The organism is Streptomyces sp. NPDC001532 (assembly GCF_040298625.1).
Lineage (GTDB): Bacteria > Actinomycetota > Actinomycetes > Streptomycetales > Streptomycetaceae > Streptomyces.
Window position 1 is genome coordinate 32,161 of the sequence record NZ_JBEPAL010000017.1, and the last position, 18,499, is coordinate 50,659.

An 18,499-nucleotide genomic window follows, 5' to 3' on the forward strand; every position below is an offset into this window, starting at 1 on the left:
GCCGTCACCAGGGCGGCCGGTAGCCGGTGGTGATCTCCCGGCCGGTGTGCCGCCACCTGGGCTCCTTGTCCACGGTCTTCGCCGTGATGGTGCGCAGTCTGCGGATCACCGCGCCGTACGCACCGCTGGCGGTGCTGGAGAGCTTGCCGCCGGGCGGCTCGTCCATGAACGGCATGAACTTGTCGGGGAAGCCGGGCATCGTGCAGGCGATGCAGATGCCGCCCACGTTCGGGCAGCCGCCGATGCCGTTCATCCAGCCGCGCTTGGGCACGTTGCACTTCACCACCGGCCCCCAGCAGCCCAGCTTCACCAGGCACTTGGGGGAGTCGTACTCCGTGGCGAACTGGCCCTGCTCGTAGTAGCCGGCCCGGTCGCAGCCCTCGTGCACGGTCGCCCCGAACAGCCAGGTCGGGCGCAGCTTGTCGTCCAGCGGGATCATCGGAGCGGAGCCGGCGGCCTGGTAGAGCAGGTAGGTGAGGGTCTCGGCGAAGTTGTCCGGCTGGATGGGACAGCCCGGCACACACACGATCGGGATCCCGGCCTCGGACTTCCAGTCCCAGCCCAGGTAGTCGGGCACGCCCATGGCGCCGGTCGGATTGCCCGCCATGGCGTGGATGCCGCCGTAGGTGGCGCAGGTGCCGATGGCGACCACCGCGAGGGCCTTCGGCGCGAGCCGGTCGATCCACTCGCTGGTGGTGATGGGCTGGCCGGTCTCCGGGTTGTCGCCGAAGCCGCACCAGTACCCCTCCTGCTTGATCGCCTCGTTGGGGATGGACCCCTCGACCACCAGGACGAACGGGTCGATCTCGCCGCGCTCGCCCTTGAAGAACCACTCGATGAACGTGTCCGCGCCACCGACCGGCCCGCACTCGAAATCGATCAGCGGCCAGTGCACGGCGATCTTCGGCAGCCCGGGCAGACCGCCGAGGGCGATCTCCTCGATGCTGGGCTGCATCGCGGCCGTCAGGGCGACCGAGTCGCCGTCGCAACTCAGTCCCGCGTTGATCCAGAGGATGTGGATCGGCTTCTCGTCCGTGCCGAGCGCGCCGGAGGCGTCCGGCTCCTCGCGCGTGGCCGGGGATGCTGCGTTCATCTGTGCCTCCCGGGGAGGAATGCGGCAGAGCCGGATGAATCGGCCCGTTCGATCCTGCTAAGAGTCGGTCACCTCGGCCGTGCGCGCATACGTGGCGAGGGCCCCGTCCGGTGCCGTCTCCTTGCGGACGAAGGCCCGGCGCAGCGCGTGATAAGCCGCTTCGGGGTCATGGAAGATCTTTCGCATCCGCTCCAGTTCCCGCTCGCGGACCGCCGCCAGTGGTGTGACGGCCTGCCGCCGCTCGCTCTCCGCCTTCTTCGCCGCGAGGCGCGCCCGCGCTCCCGGCGAGGCCACCCACCGTTCCGCCAGCCGGGTGACCTCGGCGGTGAAACGGGCCGGCGCGCACTCGACGACCCGGTCGACCAGGCCGAGGTCCCGGGCCCGGGTGGCGCTGACCGGCAGCGCCTCCCGGGTGAGCCGTTCGGCGGCGGCGGCGCCGACCCGGCGCGGCAGGGTGTACGTCCAGTACTCCGAGCCGTACAGCCCCATCCGGCGGTAGTGCGGGTTGAGCACCGAGCCCGCCCGGCACCACACCTCGTCCGCGGCCAGCGCCAGCATCACGCCGCCGGCCGCCGCGTTGCCGCCGACCGCGGCGGCCACCAGCCGGTCGGTGGTGGTCAGGACGGCCTCCACGAGATCGTCCATGGCGTCGATGTTGGCCCAGGACTCCGCTGCCGGGTCGGCGGCGGCCTCGATGACGCCGAGGTGGATCCCGTTGGAGAAGAAGTCCCGGGCGCCGCCCAGCACCAGCACCTCGGTGGGCCGCTCGCAGGCCGCTCGCCAGGCGCGCAGCAGACGCCGGCAGTGGTCGGTGGACATCGCCCCGCCCGGGAACGAGAACGACAGCACGCCCACCGGCCCGGCCTCCTCGTACCGGATGTCCGACCAGTGGCCGTCGTCCGCGGCGGGCAGCGCGGGCGCGCTCACCTCCGGCAGCGGGGGCAGCAGCTCGCCGAGCGCGAGGGTGGCGGGCAGCTTGCAGGCCCGGGGTTCGCCCGGCCCGGTACGGGCCCGCAGCTCGGGGATCCACACCGCGCCGTCGGTCGTGGCCCGGCAGACGGCGCCCGCCCGGGTGGCCAGCAGTTCGCCGGGGCGGCCGTGCAGCCGGTGCTCGGGCCGGCCGCCGTGCAGGAACCATTCCGCGCCGAGCAGCTCGTCGAGGACACCGGGCTGGGAGTCGGCGGCGCGCAGCTTCCGCAGGACCGTCTCGGTGGTGTCCTCGACCCAGGCGATCCTGCGGGTCGCCTGGCGCATCGGCGGCCGGACGCGGGCGCCCGGCGCGCTCGGCAGGGTGCGCTGGTCGGCGGGGGAGAACCCGCCGGACGCGAAGCGTTCGACGGCCGTGAGCACCGCGCCGAGCGCCGCGTCGGCCAGCTCGTTGCGGTACAGGTCGCTCTTGCCGACGGGCGGCACCGCGAAGTCCGCCGTCGCCCACACCGGCCCGGCGTCCATCTCCTCCTCGGCCTGGAGCACGGTGACGCCCCACCGCTCGGCACCCTCCTGGAGCGCCCAGTCCAGCGACGACGGCCCACGGTCGCCGACCGGTCCCGGATGCACGATCAGGCAGGGCCGGGCGGTCCACACCTCACGCGGCACGACGGTCCTCAGCATGGGGGCCACGACCAGCTCGGGCCCGTGCCGGTCGACGGCGGCCCGTACGTCGTCCCCGGTACGGGTCACCTCGACGGCGACGCTGTGCGCGCGATCGCGCAGCTCGGCGTGCGCGCGCTGGGTGAGGCTGTTGTAGGCGCTGGCGATGAGCAGGATGCGCATGGAGGGCCTTCCCGGGGCTGCGGCCGTGGGCGGTGAGGCGGTCGGCTGCCTGAGATGGTTGGACATTCCGGCCCGCGCGCGTCGACACGAATCCCGTTCGTCACCCGCAAGAGTGGTGGTTCCGGCCACCTGGCAGGCGGCGGAACGCCCACACCGGGAGATGCGGAGGATTACGGACATGCCGGTCATCCATCGAAGTGGGAGACTTTCACTGTTCGGGGCACCGAGCAGCGTGCCCTCCCACGACAGCGGACAGGCAGGTCGGCGCATGGCCAAGGAGCAGGGGTCGTCCACACCGTCGGGTGACCATGGACCCAGCCGTCACAAGGGCTCCGAGCACCACGGCTGGTCCCCGGACGTGGACGCGACCGAGCAGCAGGAGAACCCGAGCGCCCGCCGCTCCTTCCACGCGGAGGAACACGCACCGGCGCGCGGACGGGGCCGCGACCGGTCGAAGGAAGAGCGCAAGCCGGTCCCCGGGGACATCGCGAAGAGCGAGACCCAGAGCGGCGAGGAGTACGGCACCGAGGACGAGAAGGGCATGCGGCAGACCGGCCGCAGAGGCCGCTCCGGCCGCCCCAGCGGCACCAAGGACGACTCCGCGTTCACCGGAGTCGACCCGGACGACTCGGAACCCGGCCACCGCCCCGGCTGACCGGCCGCGACAGCGGCGAGCCCTCCTCCTAGGCGACCCAGCAGTAGACGCCGTGATCCCGGTGTCGGGCGCTGCCCGCGAGAGCGGACAGATCGCTCAGGATCGCTTCGGCGATCTCCACGTCGATGACTTCACCGTCCTCCGCCCGCTGCGCGGACCATGCGGCAGCGGCGCCCTTCAACGCGGACGGCTCGGCCTCGGCGAGCGCCGCCGACAGGCGTGGCGAGAGCGCGAGGACGACGCACCCGTCATCGTCCTGGCCGGCGACGAGGCGAGGCTCGCCGGCGTCGAGGAGTTCATCCGCGCTGCTGCCGCCGACGAGAAGGCACTCCCACTCGACCACGGCTTCCTCGGCATCGAAGTTGCCGAAGGAGAGCGACTCGAACGCGCCTCGCGGCCCGGTCCGAAGAACAGCAGCCGCCGACGCGTCATCCGGGGCCGCGAAGAACTCGACGATGATGCTCACCCCGGCATCATGCCGGACCTCCCGCGATCGTGATCGGCCGGGCAACTCCTGGTTCCAGGGCCCGTCCGGAGCGAAGCCGCTCACGTCAGTGCGTGGAGGCGGCCGAGCTGTATCCGGCGTAGCGGCAAGCGGAGCGCCTCACCGGCTCCACGCCCACGGCGGGTTCCGCCGGTGAAGAACGGAAAGCCCCGCACCCATCGGTGCGGGGCTTTCCCGTGCGGCCGAACGCGTCAACCTCCCCCGAAGTCGACGCGCTCGGCCGCTCCCCCGGTGCCGGACTGTGGTTGGCGGGTCCGGGTGCGGTGGACCTTCCGTCACCAGCACATGACGGCGGTCTCGCCCGAACCCCATGCGGAGTACAGGCGCACCCGGACGAAATAGCGGCGGCCGCGGACGAGCCGGGCCCGGACGGTGGCGTTGCCGGGGGTGCCTCCGTCGTCCCGGCCGGTGAGGTAGCGGGGTTCCCCGTCCCGCTCCTCGAAGACCACGACGACGCAGTCACCGGCGCCGAAGGTGCCCACGGTGTAGGCGCGGGTGTCCGGCGGCTCGATCGTGAAGTCGGCCTGCTCGCCCGGCCCCAGCCGCAGCGGAACCGACTGGAACGGCACCAGCGCCGCCGGCCGCGGCGCGGTGGCCGGCGGGTACCAGCGCAGGGCGAACTCCTTGTCCGTCGCGGACAGCGTGCCGGGCGGACGCAGCCCTCCGCGGTACTGCTCCGGCTCCAGGATCAGCCCCGGCGGAAACGGATACTCCATGATCGACAGCGGGTCCCAGACCGAGCCGTTGACCTCGTCCCGGTCCAGCTTGTGCAGGATGTTGCCGTACGTCCGGTCCCGGCTCCAGAAGTTCGGCGGGCCCGCCAGCTCCTCGTACACGGCCTCGTCGTCCCAGAGGATGCCCGCGAACGGACTCTGGTGCTCGTGCAGCATGCCCAGCGCGTGCCCGATCTCGTGCAGGGCCGTCGCGCGCTCCCCGGGCGCGGTCAGGTCCCAGCCGAAGTTCATGGTGCGCTCGTTCACGCCGATCCCGAGGGCGTCGCGGCCCACGGCCGACCAGGAGCCGTCGCCGGGCTGGAACCCGATGCGCAGCTCCGCCTCCGACCGGTCGCCGACCTCGGTGAGGGTCAGCCCGATGCCGAGGCCCTGCCATTCCTCGAAGCACTCCCGGACGACGTCCCGCTGCTCCTTGGAGCCGACCCACGACAGGTGCCGGGTCTCCCCGGTGCCCGGCACCTGGACGACGGAGCCGTCGGTGTCGCCGTCGAAGAAGTGGTAGTGCAGCACGGTGCCGTTGACCCACATCCGGTGTCCCCGGACGAGCGCACTGAGCCGCTCGGCGGCCAGCCCCGGCGCGAAGGCGGGGGCGGGCTGCTGCGCGAGGGAGCAGTAGCGTGCGGTCATGGGCACAGACTGCCGTCCCGCACCCGCCGGACACCTGAGTCGGGGTCTACTCAAGTGCCCCTGTATCAGGACTGAGTAGCGCGGCTCCTGTTGGCGTGATGACTTACGAACAGGATGCGAAGACCCTGCGACTGCCCTGGCCGTTCACCGGGCGGGAGGACGAACTGGAGCTGGTCCGCCGCGCGGTGGCGGCCGGGCGGCACGGCATCGTGGTCACCGGACCGGCCGGCTCCGGCAAGACCCGGCTGGTCACCGAGGCCGTCCGCGGCACCGAGTGCGTCCGGGCCGCCGGCTCGCCCGAGTCCCGGGACATCCCGTTCGCCGCGTTCGCGCATCTGCTGCCCGAGTCGGTCACCCTGCACCGCGCGGTGCAGCTGCTCTCCGGCGTACGGCTGCTCCTGGTCGACGACGCCCAGCTGCTGGACGACGCCTCCGCCGCCCTCGTCCATCAGCTCGCCGTGCACGGCCGCACCCGCCTGGTGGTCGTCGCCACCGACGGCGCCCCGGCCCCCGGCGCGGTGTCCCGGCTGTGGACCGGCGAACTGCTGCCCCGGCTCGCCCTGGAGCCGCTGCCCGCCGAGGACACCGCCGAGGTGCTCACGGCCGGCGCGGGCCGGGCCCTGGACCCGATCACCGTGCGGCGGCTGCACCGGCTGTGCCGGGGCGATCTGCGGCTGCTGCGCGAGCTGCTGGGCGCGGTCCGCGACGGCGGCCTGCTGGGCCGGATGCCGGACGCGGACGTATGGGCGTGGCGGGGCCCGGTGCCGGTGACCCCGGCCGTCCGTGAGCACACCGCCGCGGTCACCGGCCGTACCGACCCGGGCGAACGGGAGGCCCTGGACCGCCTCGCCTTCGCCGAACCGCTGCCCGCCCCGGCCGACGCCTTCGACCTGCGGGTCCTGGAACGCCTGGAGGCCGACGGACTGGTCAACCTCGACGACCGCCACGACGTCCGCCTCGCCCACCCGCTGCACGGCCCGGCCCTGCGCGCCACCGCCGGCCGGCTGCGGGCCCGCCGCCTGGCCGGCGCCCCCGAGCGCCACGGCCCGGCCCTCGCCGCCGAGGCGGCCGCGCTGACCGGCCGCATCGCCCGGACCGACGTACGGGAGCTGCCCACACCGGTGGGGGAGTGGCTGGTGACCGAGGGACACCCGGTGCCGGCCGACTACGCGGCCGTACGGGCCCGCTGGTCGCGGCTGCGCGGAGAGCTGGACGAGGCGACCGCATGGGCCCGCGAGGGACTGCGGGACACTCCCGACGACGCCGCCTGCCGGGCCGAACTCGTCCTCGCCACGGCCCAGTCGGGCGACGCCGAGGCGGCGCGGGACGCCCTCGGCGGGCGTCCGGCGAGCGGGACGGTGGCGCGGTGGCTGACCGCCGCGCGAGGAGAGCCCGTCCCCGACTCAGGAGACCTCGTCCGCGAGGAGCCGGGCGGGGAGCGGACGGGCGGGGAGGAGCTGGGCGGGGAGGGGCCGGGCGGGGAGGACGTCCTCGCGCTCTACGACGCCGTACGCCTCGGCGCTCCCGAGGCGGTCCTCGGCCGGCTGCCCGTCGGCGGTGTCCTCGCCGAGCACGCCACCGCGCTCGCCCGGCGGGACGGACCGGCCCTGGACCGGGTGGCCGCCCGCCTGGAGGAGCGCGGTCTGCTGCTGTTCGCCGCCGAGGCGTACGCCCAGGCCGTCCCCGCCCACCGCGACCCGCTCGCCGCCCGCACCTCACGCACCCGCGCCGTCGCGCTGGCCCGCCGCTGCCCCGGCGCGCGCACCCCGGCCCTCTCCGGCCTGGTGCTCGGCGAACTCACCGCCCGCCAGCGGCAGATCGTGACGCTGGCGGCGGCCGGTCTCAGCAACCGGCAGATCGCGGAACGCCTCACCCTCTCCATCCGGACCGTCGGCAACCACCTCTACAGCGCCTACGCCCGGCTCGGCGCGAGCGACCGCGGATCGCTGCCGTGGCTGGTGGAGCTGCCGGAGGTCCGGTCCGCCTGACCAGGCGCCCCGGGGCACGGCACCGCCCCGGGGCCCGTTCCGGCACGGCCGCCGTGTCACCAGCGCACGGGCAGCCGCTCCGGGATCCGCTTCATGAACCCGGTGCGCCACACCAGTTGCTCGACGGGCACGGCCAGGTCCAGCCGGGGCATGCGGTCCAGCAGGACGCGCAGGGCGACCTCGGCGTGCTTCTTGCCGAGGGCGGTGGCCGGGCAGTAGTGGCCGCCGCCGCCGAACGACAGGTGGGTGCCCGCGTTGGGCCGGTCCAGGCGGATCGCGCGCGGGTCGTCGTACTGGGCGGGATCGTGGTTGACGGCCTCGACCAGCACCAGGACCAGCTCGCCGCGGCGCACCGTGACGTCACCGAGCCGGACGTCGTTGTTGACGACCTCGGACGGGATGGTCAGCGCGTACTGCCGCGGCACTCCGGGGGCGGAGGTCTCCTTGAGGCTGAACCGGTCGTCCTCCAGCACCCGCTTGCACAGGGCGTGCGAGGAGACCAGCCAGGCGACGTCCCCGGCGATGGTGCGCACTCGGGTCACCGGCCGGTCGCGCAGCAGGGACGGCACCTCGTCCGGGAGGCGGTCGCCGTGCGGCGAGAACGGGAAGTCGAGCAGGCCGGTGTCGGTGGCGGCGGTTCCACCGCCTCAAGCAGTGGCGCGGCATCGCCACCCGCTACGACAAACAGCCCGACGCGCTACCTCGCCGCCATCACCCTGGCCGGCACGCTCATCTGGCTCCAGACGTGATCGACAAGACGCTACCTAGTCCCTTGGGGCCCCGTGCCCCAGGTGTGGCGGCTTCGAGGGGAGAACCCAGCGGAGCATCCGCCCGTCACGCAGCATGATCGCCAAGTGACTCAGCGGTAGATCCGGACGGTTCGGCTCCGGACGGCGCCGGGCGGACACGGAACGCCGAAGCGTTCCCCCGGCCGTCGCCGGGAGTCCATCCGTCGTTCACGCTGCCCCGAAGGCGGTGAACGCCCAGCCCGTCGCCTGGTGCACGGCGTCCTCCGGAAGCGCGGCGCGGGCGTCGCGCAGGGCCTCGGCCAGGGAGAGGCCAGCGGTGAGGCCCTTGTGCAGGGCGAGCATCAGCGGGACGACCGCCGCGTCGTTCACCGGGGCGCTGCTCGCCACCACCCCGGCCGTGCCGAGCGGCAGCAACGCGGTGACCAGGCCCAGCAGTTCGTCGGCGCCCACCGAGGCCAGCCGCGCGGTGTCGCAACTGGAGAGGATGATCCGGTACGGGCTGCGGGCCAGGCGCTCGAAGTCGTGGACGATGAGCGGGCCGTCCGCCATCCGCAGCGACGAGAACATCGGGCTGTCGGCGCGGAACGTGCCGTGCGCGGCGATATGGGCGAGTGCCGCGCCGTCCAGTTCCGTCAGCACCCGCGGCACCCGCGCCTCCTCGTCCTCCAGGACGGTCGCCTCGGCGTACCGGTCGGCGACCTCCGGAACCTCGGCGCCCCCGGTCGCCAGTCCCGGACCGCGCACCAGCACATGCCGCCCGCCCGGCGGCGGCTCGGTCTCCCGGGCACGCAGCCAGCTGCCCGCCGACGGCGACACGCTGACCACCCGCTGCCGCAGCGACGGCAGCAGCGCCCACGGCACCTTGTGCAGCCGGGCGGGCGGCACGATCACCACCGGCCCCGCACCCAGCCGCTCGGCCGCCGGTCCGAGCAGCAGCTCCTCCAGACGCCGGCCCGCGGCCTCCACCAGCGGCAGCCGGCCCTCCGCCCCCGGATGGGCGAGCCGCCGGAGCCCCGCCTGCACGTGCTCGGCCTCGATCTCCGCCTCGGCGAGCAGCCCCGCCTCGAACCGCCGGACCCGCCCGCCGCCGCACAGCAGCACCTGCACCCGCCCGTCCAGCACCGCCAGTTCCACCAGCCGGGTCCCGCCCAGCCGCTCCAGCAGCCGGCCCGCGTCGAACCGGTGCCCGTCACCCGGCGCGTCCCCGCGGATGTGCAGCGTCCGCGACCGCACCTCCCGCTCCAGCCGCCGCTGCTCCCGCTCCAGAGCCGGTACCGGACGGCCCTCCCAACGGGCCGCCTCCGCACGGGCGGCGATCTCCCGGAACGCCGTCAGCCCGCTCAGCAGCGCCGGATCGGCGGGCGGCCGGGTGGGCGGCGCGGACAGCACGGTGGCCCGCCAGCGCTCGCTCCACATCAGCAGCCGCCGTGGCCCGCCGCCCGCGAGACTGGCCTGCTGGGCCAGCGCCGCCAGCTCCGCGCCCTGTTCGGTCGCCCGGGCCCGCAGTTCCGAGGCGCCGAGCGTCATCCGGTGATCGTCCAGCACGTCCAGACCGCGCCGGCACGCCTCCAGCACACCCCGCGCCGAACCCGCGGCCCGCGCCCGCAGCGCCTGCGCCGCCCAGCCCGTCATCCGCGCCAGCGGCGGCCCGCCGTGCCGGCTGCGCGCGGCGACCGCCAGATGCCGTTCGGCGTCCGCCGTCCAGCCCAGGCACAGCGCGATCCGGCCCGCGAGCAGCGACGCCTCCGGCGCGGCCGGCGCCCCGAACGAGGCCAGCCGCTCGGCGACCGCGGCGGCGTCCGCGACCAGCCGGCCCGAGCTGCGCCCGGCGGCCACCCGCGCCTCGATCAGCACCAGCCGGGCATGCGTCTCCCACCAGGTGCGCCGCTGCCCGGAGAACAGCCGTACGGCCACCGCCGCGCGGGCGATCGCGGTGTGCGGGTCACCCGCCAGCCGGGCCGCGCGGGCCGCGGCGAGCAGCAGTTCCGCCTTGCGGGTGGACTGCCCGCCCATCCCGTCCAGCACCGCTATCGCCGCGTCCGCCTCCGCCAGCGCCTCCGGCGCCAGCCCCGCCGCCATCAGCACCTCGCAGCGCCGGATGTTCAGCATGAACGTCGGCGTGCCCAGCTTCGCGTACCGCTCCTCCGCCTCGTCCAGCAGCCGCAGCGCCGCCGGCACGTCACCGGACCGGAACGCGGCCAGGCCCCGGCTCTCCACCGCGTCGGCCTTGTCGTGCTCCTGGCCGGTGGTCTCCCACAGCGCCTCCGCCGCCGTGAAGTCGGCGTCCGCGCGGTCCACCGCGCCCAGCGCCAGATGCACCGTCGCCCGCAGCGTCAGCGCCCGCGCCGTCCAGATCACGTCGTCCGCCTGCCGCAGCACGGGAATCGCCCGGCGTACGTCCTCCAGCGCCTCGGGATGACGGCCGAGCACCCACCAGACGTAGGCCCTGCGGTACCGCACCCGCGCCCGGGTGTGTCCGGTGCCGCGGGCGACGCCCCGCTCGAAGGCGGCCAGGCCCTGCCGGGTGCGGCCCGCGTGCACCAGCGCCACGCCCAGCGTGCCGAGGACGTCCGCCTCGCGCTCCGCGGAGTCCGCGCGGGCCGCCAGATCGCGGGCACGCCGAAGATGGTGCAGGGCGATCCGCAGATCGCCGAAGTCCCGCTGCCAGATGCCGATCACCTGATGCGCCACGGAGGCGTGCAGCGGAGACGGACCGGTGGCGAGCACCTCCCGCGCCTGACCCAGCGCCTCGTTGGGGGCCGCGAACACCATCGGCAGCAGTTCGAGAACCGAGTCGCTTCCCGCTCTCACCCCACGGATGGTAGTGGTCCCCGTTCCGCGGAACCACGCCGCACCGGTCGGTCTCTGTATCAATCGGCGACCGCACGGCTCTAGTTGACGACCGTCGCCCCAACGGGAGGACACGTTATGGCCCCACAGCGATTCCGCGAGCAGTTCGACCAGATCCAGCGCTCGATGTCCGGCGTCCCGCTCGCCATGGGGCCGGACGACTCGGCCGAGTTCCTCTACGAGAAGGGCGTCGTCCTCGCCCGCGACGGCGAGGAGGCCCGGCTCGTCGAGGACACCGTCCGCACCTTCTTCACCGAGGCGGCCGACCACACCCCCGACCCGGTGCGCCGGGCGAGCCCGCAGCGCAACCGCTCCGGAATCACCCGCATCCAGGTCGGCGACCCCGGCGAGGGCGCCGTCGGCTCCGACCGCGCGGTCGCCGGCGCGCTGCGGGCGCTGCGCCAGGCGGAGGGCCGGGCCGGCCGCCGGCTGGTCAGCCGCAACCACGTGGTGTCCATCGCGGTCAACGCCTGCCCCGGCGACGAACCCGCCCCGGCCCCGCCCGGCGACACCCCGAACCCGGCCGCCGCCGACGGCCCGCACGACCCGGACACCGCGGTCGGCGTCCTGGTCGTCGACACCGGCCTGATGCGCGACTACGCCTCCTACCCGCTGCTCGCGCACACCGACGGCGACCTCCAGCTCCACGAGACCGACGACCAGGGCGTCCTCCAGCAGTACGTCGGGCACGGCACGTTCATCGCCGGACTCGTCGCGGCGGTCGCGCCCAACACCGACGTGACCGTGCGCAACACGCTGAACGACGCCGGCGCGATCCTGGAGTCGGAGTTCGGCGACAAGCTCTTCGAGGCCGTGGACGCGGGCGGCTGGCCGGACATCCTCAGCCTCTCCGCGGGCACCTCCAACGGCCGCACCGACGGACTCCTCGGCATCCAGGCGTTCATGGAGGAACTGCGCGAGCGGCACACCCTGCTGGTCGCCGCCGCCGGCAACAACGGCAGCGCCTCCCCGTTCTGGCCCGCCGCCTACGCCGACCTGCCCGGCTGGGAGGACACCGTGCTGTCGGTGGGCGCGCTGCGCGGCGACGGCGAGTTCGGCGCCTGCTTCAGCAACCACGGCCCCTGGGTGAAGGTCTACGCCCCCGGCGAGCGCCTGACCAGCGCCCTGACCGGCTGGGCCACACCCGTGCCGTACGTGTACCAGCACTCGACGTACGACGCCTGCCGCTACGGCTTCGGCTACGGCTGCACCTGCCAGTCGCCCTCGCACACCGGCGTGCTCAGCGACGAGGGCGCCGCCGCCAAGCCGGACCAGGTGATGTTCCAGGGCCTCGCGCAGTGGAGCGGCACCTCGTTCGCGACCCCGGTGGTGGCCGGACTGGTCGCCGCGCACATGACGGCGCACAAGGAGACCGACCCGCGCGCCGCCCGCGGCCAACTGCTCGCCGCCAACGACGAGTTCGCCGAGGTGCGCGGCGCGCATGTGCCGGCGCTGCGGCCGCCCACCTGGCGGGCCGTGCCGGTCGGACCGCCGGCCACCGGCGCGTGAGGGCCGCGGCATGAGGGCCGGAACATGAGGGCCGGAGCAGCCCCCGCCACCGCGTACGATGACTTGCCGTACACGAGGGGTGGGGCCGTGGACCGTACAGATGTCGGCGCGCTCTTCCAGTCCGCCGTCGACGGCGACGCCGCGGCCTGGAAGGCGCTGGTGGAAGGGCTGAGCCCGCTGGTGTGGTCGGTGGTGCGGGCCCACCGGCTCTCGGACGCCGACGCACACGAGGTCTACCAGACGGTCTGGTTCCGCTTCGCCCAGCACCTCGGGCGGATCCGCGAACCGCAGAAGGCGGGCTCCTGGCTGGCCAGCACCGCGCGGCACGAGTCGCTGAAGGTGATCAGGGGCTGGCAGCGGCTGACACCGACCGACGACCCGCGCCTGCTGGACCGCGTCAGCGAGGACCGCACGCCGGAACAGTCGCTGCTGGACTCCGAGGAGGCCGCCGCGCAGAGCGAGCGGATCCGGCGGCTGTGGCAGGAGTTCGAGGAACTGGGGGAGCGCTGCCGGCAGTTGCTGCGGGTGCTCATGGCCTCGCCGCCGCCCAGCTACCAGGAGGTGTCCGCCGCCCTGGGCATCGCCGTCGGCAGCATCGGGCCGCTGCGCCAGCGATGTCTGCGCCGGCTGCGCGCCCGACTCGACGCACGGGGAGCATCGTGAACCGCTTCGACAACGACAACGACAACGACAACGACAACGACGATGAGGCCGCCGCCGTCGACGCCGCGGACGCCGCGGACGAGGGCCTCGGCGAGGAAGCCGTCCCGGACGGGACGGAGTCCGGCGCCGGACCGCTGGAGGAGGAGCTGCGGCAGGCCGCCGCCATCCTCGACCCGGTCCCGCCGGAGCTGCGGCAGATCGCCGTGGACGCGTTCGGCCTGCACGACCTCGACGCCCGCCTCGCCGAGCTGACCTTCGACTCGCTGGTCGACGCGATCCCGGTGCGGGGCGCGGTCGAGGTACCGCGGATGCTGACGTTCCGCGCCGGTGAGCTGAGCGTGGACGTGGAGGTCACCGCGGATGGACTGATCGGACAGCTGCTGCCGCCGCAGCCGGCCCGGATCGAGGTCCTCGGCGGCCCGCATCCGGCCGCGCCGGGCACCCTCACTGCCGACGCCCTGGGCCGCTTCAGCAGCGACGCCCCGCCCGCCGGGCCGTTCGCGCTGCGACTGCGGGCCGGCGGGGAGGTGGTCGTGACGGAGTGGCTGCGGGCCTGAGCCCGCGGGCCCGGGGGCGTCAGCGCGGTACGGCGGCCACCAGCGACGCGAGCGCCGCGGCGAGCCGTTCCAGCCCCGGCCCGGCCGGACCGCCCGGTTCGCTCATGTAGGTGTCCCGGCGGATCTCCACCATCAGCGCGGACACCCGCGGGTCCGTCCCGTAGTACTCCAGCGGGACGTACGCCCCGCTGAACGGGCTGTCCAGTCCGGTGTCCGCGCCGAAGGCGGCGCGTGCGGCGGCGACCAGCGCGGGCGGCGTGTGGAAGCCGTCGGTGCCCAGGCAGACCGGCGGCCGCGGGCCCGCGCCGTGCAGCTCGTAGGGCAGCGCCTCGGCCGGGTAGGAGTGCACGTCGACGATCACCGCCCGGCCGGTCGCCGCCAGCCGGTCGGCCACGGCCTCCGTCATCGCCCGCGCGTACGGCCGGAAGTACCGCTCGACCAGCGGCCCGGGGTCGTGACCGGCGGGCCTCAGCACCTCCTGGTGCGTGGTCCGCGTGTACACGGCCCCCATGCCGGCCGCCAGCATCTCCTCCCGCTCGTCCGGGAACCGCTCCGGGTCCACCACCAGCCGCGACAGCCGGTTCACGAACCGCCACGGCCTGCCCCCGGCCAGCTCCGCCGCCCGCTCCGCGATCCGCGCCGTGTGCGCGTCGACGATGTGGTCCAGCTCCCGCTCCAGCGCCGCGTCGTCCAGCACGATCTCCGCGCGCACGTCCGCCGGGATCTCCCGCGCGGAGTGCGGCACGTGCAGGATCACCGGCGAGTCGTCGTCACCGGGCAGCAGCTCGAAGGACGGGGGCACGGGGCGGCTCCAGGGGCGTTCTTGGTGGCGTTGTCAGTGGTGTACGGCACGATCAAGGTGCCACATCACCGAGAGCGACGGGGGCGGTCATGCCGATCGGCAGTCCGCGGGTACGGGAGCACGCGCTGCTCCGAGGGATGTACGACGACGGCTACTACCCGGACCACGTGGTGGACCTGGGCCGGCAGGTGCTGGAGCGGCTGTGCGAGCGGATCGAGGCCGAACGGCCCGACGGTCTGCCCGCGCTGTACGCGCTGACGCACGCGGCGACCGAGGAGTTCAACGCGCTGGAGGCCGCGTTCCACGCCGCGGGCAGCGAGATCGAGACGGTGGCGCGGGAGGTCATAGCCGAGGAGTTCGCCTTCGTCGCCGAGGCGTACGGCTTCGCGGACGCCGACGTCGAGGAGCTGATCGCCACCCGTGACTGGTGAGACGGCTCCGCCCCGCCCGGCGCGAGGGCCGGGCGGGGCGGAGGCGGTCAGGCCAGGAGCGTCAGCTCAGGGACGCCAGGATCTCGTTCCAGGTGGCCGAGGGGCGCATGACCTCGGCGGCCTTGGCCGGGTCGGGCTGGTAGTAGCCGCCGATCTCGGCCGGCTTGCCCTGGACGGCGTTCAGCTCCTCGACGATCTTCGCCTCGTTGGCGGTGAGCGTCTCGGCGAGCGGCGCGAAGGCCTTCGCCAGGTCGGCGTCCTCGGTCTGCTTGGCCAGCTCCTGGGCCCAGTACAGGGACAGGTAGAAGTGGCTGCCGCGGTTGTCGATGCCGCCGACGCGACGGGTCGGGGACTTGTCCTCGTTGAGGAAGGTCGCCGTGGCGCGGTCGAGGGCGTCGGCGAGCACCTGGGCGCGGGTGTTGCCGGTGGCCTTGGCGTACTGCTCCAGCGACGGGACCAGGGCGAAGAACTCGCCGAGGGAGTCCCAGCGCAGGTAGTTCTCCTTGACCAGCTGCTGGACGTGCTTCGGCGCGGAGCCGCCGGCGCCCGTCTCGAACAGACCGCCGCCCGCCATCAGCGGGACGACCGACAGCATCTTGGCGCTGGTGCCCAGCTCCAGGATCGGGAACAGGTCGGTCAGGTAGTCACGCAGCACGTTGCCGGTCACGGAGATCGTGTTCTCGCCGCGGCGGATGCGCTCGACCGACAGCTTGGTGGCCTCGACCGGGGCGAGGATGCGGATGTCCAGGCCCTCGGTGTCGTGCTCCGGCAGGTAGGCGTTGACCTTGGCGATCAGGTTGGCGTCGTGCGCGCGGGTCTCGTCCAGCCAGAACACCGCCGGGTCGCCGGTGGCGCGGGCGCGGGTGACGGCGAGCTTGACCCAGTCCTTGATCGGCGCGTCCTTGGTCTGGCAGGCGCGGAAGATGTCGCCCTGGGAGACCGGCTGCTCGATCACGGCGTTGCCGGCCTCGTCGACCAGGCGGACGGTGCCCGTGGTCGGGATCTCGAAGGTCTTGTCGTGGGAGCCGTACTCCTCGGCCTTCTGCGCCATGAGGCCGACGTTCGGGACGGAGCCCATGGTCGACGGGTCGTAGGCGCCGTTGGCGCGGCAGTCGTCGATCACGGCCTGGTAGACGCCGGCGTAGGAGGAGTCCGGCAGCACCGCGAGGGTGTCGGCCTCCTGGCCGTCCGGGCCCCACATGTGGCCGGAGGTGCGGATCATGGCCGGCATCGAGGCGTCGACGATGACGTCGGACGGCACGTGCAGGTTGGTGATGCCCTTGTCGGAGTCGACCATCGCCAGGGCCGGGCCCTCGGCCAGCTCGGCGTCGAAGGAGGCCTTGATCTCGGCGCCGTTCGGCAGGGCCTCCAGGCCCTTGAAGATGCCGCCCAGACCGTCGTTCGGGGTCAGGCCGGCGGCGGCGAACGTCTCGCCGTACTGCGCGAACGTCTTCGGGAAGAAGGCGCGCACCACGTGACCGAAGACGATCGGGTCGGAGACCTTCATCATCGTGGCCTTGAGGTGCACGGAGAACAGGACGCCCTCCTCCTTGGCGCGGGCGACCTGGGCGGTCAGGAACTCGCGCAGCGCGGCGACCCGCATGACCGAGGCGTCGACGACCTCGCCCGCCTGGACCGGTACGGACTCGCGGAGCACGGTGGTGGAGCCGTCGTCGCCCTTGAGCTCGATGCGCAGCGAACCGGCCTCGGAGATCACCACGGACTTCTCGGTGGAACGGAAGTCGTCCACGCCCATCGTCGCCACGTTGGTCTTGGACTCGGCGGACCAGGCGCCCATGCGGTGCGGGTGGTTCTTGGCGTAGTTCTTCACGGAGCCCGGGGCGCGGCGGTCGGAGTTGCCCTCACGCAGGACCGGGTTCACGGCGGAGCCCTTGACCTTGTCGTAGCGGGCCTGGATCTCCCGCTCCTCGTCGGTCTTCGGGTCGTCCGGGTACGCCGGAAGCGCGTAGCCCTGGCCCTGCAGCTCGGCGATGGCGGCCTTCAGCTGCGGGATCGACGCCGAGATGTTCGGCAGCTTGATGATGTTGGCCTCGGGCGTCTTGGCCAGCTCGCCCAGCTCGGCGAGCGCGTCCGGGATGCGCTGCTCCTCGGTCAGGTACTCCGGGAACACCGAGATGATGCGGCCGGCCAGCGAGATGTCCCGCGTCTCCACGGCGACACCCGCCTGCGAGGCGTACGCCTGGACCACCGGCAGGAAGGAATACGTTGCCAGGGCCGGGGCCTCGTCAGTGTGCGTATAGATGATGGTCGAGTCAGTCACCGGGTGCTCCGCTCCACGTCTGCAACATTGCTCGACATCAAGATATCTCGTGATCGGGGTCGGATCGACAGGGGCCGGAGCCAAAGGGGGCCGAATCATGAAGCCCGCGCGCCCCGCGGAACCCGTCGCCCCAGTTGCATGGACATGACCTGCGCGGGCAGATGTCGCCCTGTTCGGTCCCAGCCGTTTCGCGCCCGTGGGGGGCGCCTGTACGTGAGGACGACATCCGCGATGCGACGAACCCGGCTCAGAGCCGTTCTCGGTGCCTTGCTCCTGACCCTGCTGGCGCTGCTCGGCGGTGCCCCGGGCGCCGCGGCGGCCCCGGCCGCCACCGCGAACACCACGACCACCGCGCTGCCGGTCTCCTGGCACGCCGACACGGCCGTCGACGCCGTGCACCAGCGGCTCTACATCGCCGACATCGTGACCGGATCGATCGTCGTCACCGACTTCGACGGCCGTGTCCTGCGCACCCTCACCGGACTGCCCGGCGCCGCCGACCTGGTGCTCTCCCCGGACGCACGCACCCTCTACGTGGCCCTCAGCCGCGGTGACGCCATCGCCGCCGTCGACACCGCCACCTACCGGACCAAGGCGCGCTACGCCACCGGCGACGGCACCGCCCCGCTCCGGCTCGCGCTGGTGGACGGCACCCTCTGGTTCAGCTACGGCGACCAGTGGGACAGCAACCTCGGCTCCCTCGCTCCCGGCCGCCGCCCGGCGGTGCGCCTGGCACACCTTCCCCAGGGCACCTGGGCCGGCCCGCCGATGCTGCTGTCCTCGCCCGCCGCGCCCGGCCTGGTGATCGCCGCCGACCAGTACTCCACCGCCGGCACCGTGACCGTGTACGACGTGACCTCCGGGGCGCCCGCGGTGCGGACCACCCAGAACAACCCCGGCGGCATCTACGACGTCCGTGACCTGGCCCTCACACCCGACGGCGGCACGCTCTTCGCGGTGAGCGGGGCGCCGTACCACCACGTGGCGCTCCGGCTCGCCGACCTGTCGGTGGCGGACACCTACCCCACCGGCAGCTACCCGGACGCCGTCGCGGTGGCGCCCGACGGCACGATCGCCGCCGGCATCGACCAGTCCTACGGCGAGGACGTCTTCCTCTTCGCGCCGGGCGCCGACACCCCGTTCCAGGTCGTCGACCTGGACCCGGGCAGCGCTCTCGCCCTGCGTCCGCACGGACTGGTCTGGTCCCCGGACGGCACCCGGCTGTTCGCGCTCACCGGGGAGTACGGGAGCGCGCTGAACCTGCATGTGATCCGCCGGTAGC

At 73.8% G+C, this 18,499-nt stretch carries 15 protein-coding genes; 7 read left to right on the forward strand and 8 right to left on the reverse strand.

Annotation, left to right across the window (positions count from 1 at the left end):
• Positions 1–4: 4 nt before the first annotated feature.
• Together ABT232_RS17635 and ABT232_RS17640 are read right to left on the reverse strand one after the other, a co-directional pair.
• A complete protein-coding gene (locus ABT232_RS17635; RefSeq protein WP_351840821.1) occupies positions 5–1,093 on the reverse strand; it encodes an NADH-quinone oxidoreductase subunit B family protein in 1,089 nt (362 codons plus the stop codon).
• 57 nt (positions 1,094–1,150) lie between these two features.
• On the reverse strand, positions 1,151–2,866 hold the full coding sequence (locus ABT232_RS17640; RefSeq protein WP_351840822.1) for a hydrogenase maturation protein: 1,716 nt from the start codon (positions 2,864–2,866) through the stop codon (positions 1,151–1,153).
• Between the two features lie 268 nt (positions 2,867–3,134).
• On the opposite strand from ABT232_RS17640, the gene ABT232_RS17645 reads away from it, so the two are divergent.
• A complete protein-coding gene (locus ABT232_RS17645) occupies positions 3,135–3,521 on the forward strand; it encodes a hypothetical protein (RefSeq protein ID WP_351840823.1) in 387 nt (128 codons plus the stop codon).
• Positions 3,522–3,549: 28 nt separating this feature from the next.
• Here the strand turns inward: ABT232_RS17645 and ABT232_RS17650 are convergent, their stop codons facing one another.
• Positions 3,550–3,987: a hypothetical protein gene (locus tag ABT232_RS17650; protein ID WP_351840824.1), complete on the reverse strand. Its 438-nt coding sequence runs from the start codon at positions 3,985–3,987 to the stop codon at positions 3,550–3,552.
• A gap of 314 nt (positions 3,988–4,301) precedes the next feature.
• Complete coding sequence (gene absR1 / locus ABT232_RS17655) at positions 4,302–5,387, reverse strand: beta-glucuronidase AbsR1 (RefSeq protein WP_351840825.1); 1,086 nt, start codon at positions 5,385–5,387, stop codon at positions 4,302–4,304.
• A 98-nt stretch (positions 5,388–5,485) separates the two neighbouring features.
• Here absR1 and ABT232_RS17660 point away from each other — a divergent pair, with 98 nt between their 5' ends.
• Positions 5,486–7,375 (forward strand): LuxR family transcriptional regulator AbsR2, encoded by a 1,890-nt coding sequence (locus tag ABT232_RS17660; RefSeq protein WP_351840826.1) that lies wholly within the window; start codon positions 5,486–5,488, stop codon positions 7,373–7,375.
• 56 nt (positions 7,376–7,431) lie between these two features.
• On the opposite strand, the gene ABT232_RS17665 is transcribed toward ABT232_RS17660, so the two are convergent.
• Both ABT232_RS17665 and ABT232_RS17670 read right to left on the reverse strand, forming a co-directional pair.
• Positions 7,432–7,944, reverse strand: coding sequence for a cytochrome P450 (locus ABT232_RS17665; RefSeq protein ID WP_351840827.1), 513 nt, complete (start codon positions 7,942–7,944; stop codon positions 7,432–7,434).
• A 387-nt stretch (positions 7,945–8,331) separates the two neighbouring features.
• Entirely contained in the window at positions 8,332–10,935 is a 2,604-nt protein-coding gene (locus tag ABT232_RS17670) for a CHAT domain-containing protein (RefSeq protein WP_351840828.1), read from the reverse strand.
• A gap of 117 nt (positions 10,936–11,052) precedes the next feature.
• On the opposite strand from ABT232_RS17670, the gene ABT232_RS17675 reads away from it, so the two are divergent.
• Genes ABT232_RS17675 through ABT232_RS17685 form a run of 3 tightly spaced genes read left to right on the forward strand, consistent with a single transcriptional unit; the run spans position 11,053 to position 13,703 of the window.
• Complete coding sequence (locus ABT232_RS17675) at positions 11,053–12,483, forward strand: S8/S53 family peptidase (RefSeq protein ID WP_351840829.1); 1,431 nt, start codon at positions 11,053–11,055, stop codon at positions 12,481–12,483.
• Positions 12,484–12,507: 24 nt separating this feature from the next.
• Positions 12,508–13,146 (forward strand): RNA polymerase sigma factor, encoded by a 639-nt coding sequence (locus tag ABT232_RS17680; RefSeq protein WP_351840830.1) that lies wholly within the window; start codon positions 12,508–12,510, stop codon positions 13,144–13,146.
• Positions 13,143–13,703, forward strand: coding sequence for a hypothetical protein (locus tag ABT232_RS17685; protein WP_351840831.1), 561 nt, complete (start codon positions 13,143–13,145; stop codon positions 13,701–13,703). Before ABT232_RS17680 ends, ABT232_RS17685 begins: the two co-directional genes overlap by 4 nt.
• Before the next feature lie 19 nt (positions 13,704–13,722).
• On the opposite strand, the gene ABT232_RS17690 is transcribed toward ABT232_RS17685, so the two are convergent.
• Positions 13,723–14,505 (reverse strand): N-formylglutamate amidohydrolase, encoded by a 783-nt coding sequence (locus ABT232_RS17690; RefSeq protein WP_351840832.1) that lies wholly within the window; start codon positions 14,503–14,505, stop codon positions 13,723–13,725.
• Positions 14,506–14,594: 89 nt separating this feature from the next.
• Here ABT232_RS17690 and ABT232_RS17695 point away from each other — a divergent pair, with 89 nt between their 5' ends.
• Positions 14,595–14,936 (forward strand): DUF5713 family protein, encoded by a 342-nt coding sequence (locus ABT232_RS17695; RefSeq protein ID WP_351840833.1) that lies wholly within the window; start codon positions 14,595–14,597, stop codon positions 14,934–14,936.
• 61 nt (positions 14,937–14,997) lie between these two features.
• Here ABT232_RS17695 and ABT232_RS17700 read toward each other — a convergent pair whose 3' ends face one another.
• Entirely contained in the window at positions 14,998–17,217 is a 2,220-nt protein-coding gene (locus ABT232_RS17700; protein WP_351840834.1) for an NADP-dependent isocitrate dehydrogenase, read from the reverse strand.
• A 231-nt stretch (positions 17,218–17,448) separates the two neighbouring features.
• On the opposite strand from ABT232_RS17700, the gene ABT232_RS17705 reads away from it, so the two are divergent.
• A complete protein-coding gene (locus ABT232_RS17705; RefSeq protein ID WP_351840835.1) occupies positions 17,449–18,498 on the forward strand; it encodes a YncE family protein in 1,050 nt (349 codons plus the stop codon).
• Position 18,499: the final 1 nt, after the last annotated feature.

Bases quoted from the DNA above. Each gene is read 5' to 3' on its own strand.
- ABT232_RS17675 (WP_351840829.1), top strand. From the start codon at position 11,053: ATGGCCCCACAGCGATTCCGCGAGCAGTTCGACCAGATCCAGCGCTCG.
- ABT232_RS17705 (WP_351840835.1), top strand. From the start codon at position 17,449: ATGCGACGAACCCGGCTCAGAGCCGTTCTCGGTGCCTTGCTCCTGACC.
- ABT232_RS17695 (WP_351840833.1), top strand. From the start codon at position 14,595: ATGCCGATCGGCAGTCCGCGGGTACGGGAGCACGCGCTGCTCCGAGGG.
- ABT232_RS17640 (WP_351840822.1), bottom strand. From the start codon at position 2,866: ATGCGCATCCTGCTCATCGCCAGCGCCTACAACAGCCTCACCCAGCGC.
- ABT232_RS17680 (WP_351840830.1), top strand. From the start codon at position 12,508: ATGAGGGCCGGAGCAGCCCCCGCCACCGCGTACGATGACTTGCCGTAC.
- ABT232_RS17660 (WP_351840826.1), top strand. From the start codon at position 5,486: ATGACTTACGAACAGGATGCGAAGACCCTGCGACTGCCCTGGCCGTTC.
- ABT232_RS17635 (WP_351840821.1), bottom strand. From the start codon at position 1,093: ATGAACGCAGCATCCCCGGCCACGCGCGAGGAGCCGGACGCCTCCGGC.
- absR1 (WP_351840825.1), bottom strand. From the start codon at position 5,387: ATGACCGCACGCTACTGCTCCCTCGCGCAGCAGCCCGCCCCCGCCTTC.
- ABT232_RS17645 (WP_351840823.1), top strand. From the start codon at position 3,135: ATGGCCAAGGAGCAGGGGTCGTCCACACCGTCGGGTGACCATGGACCC.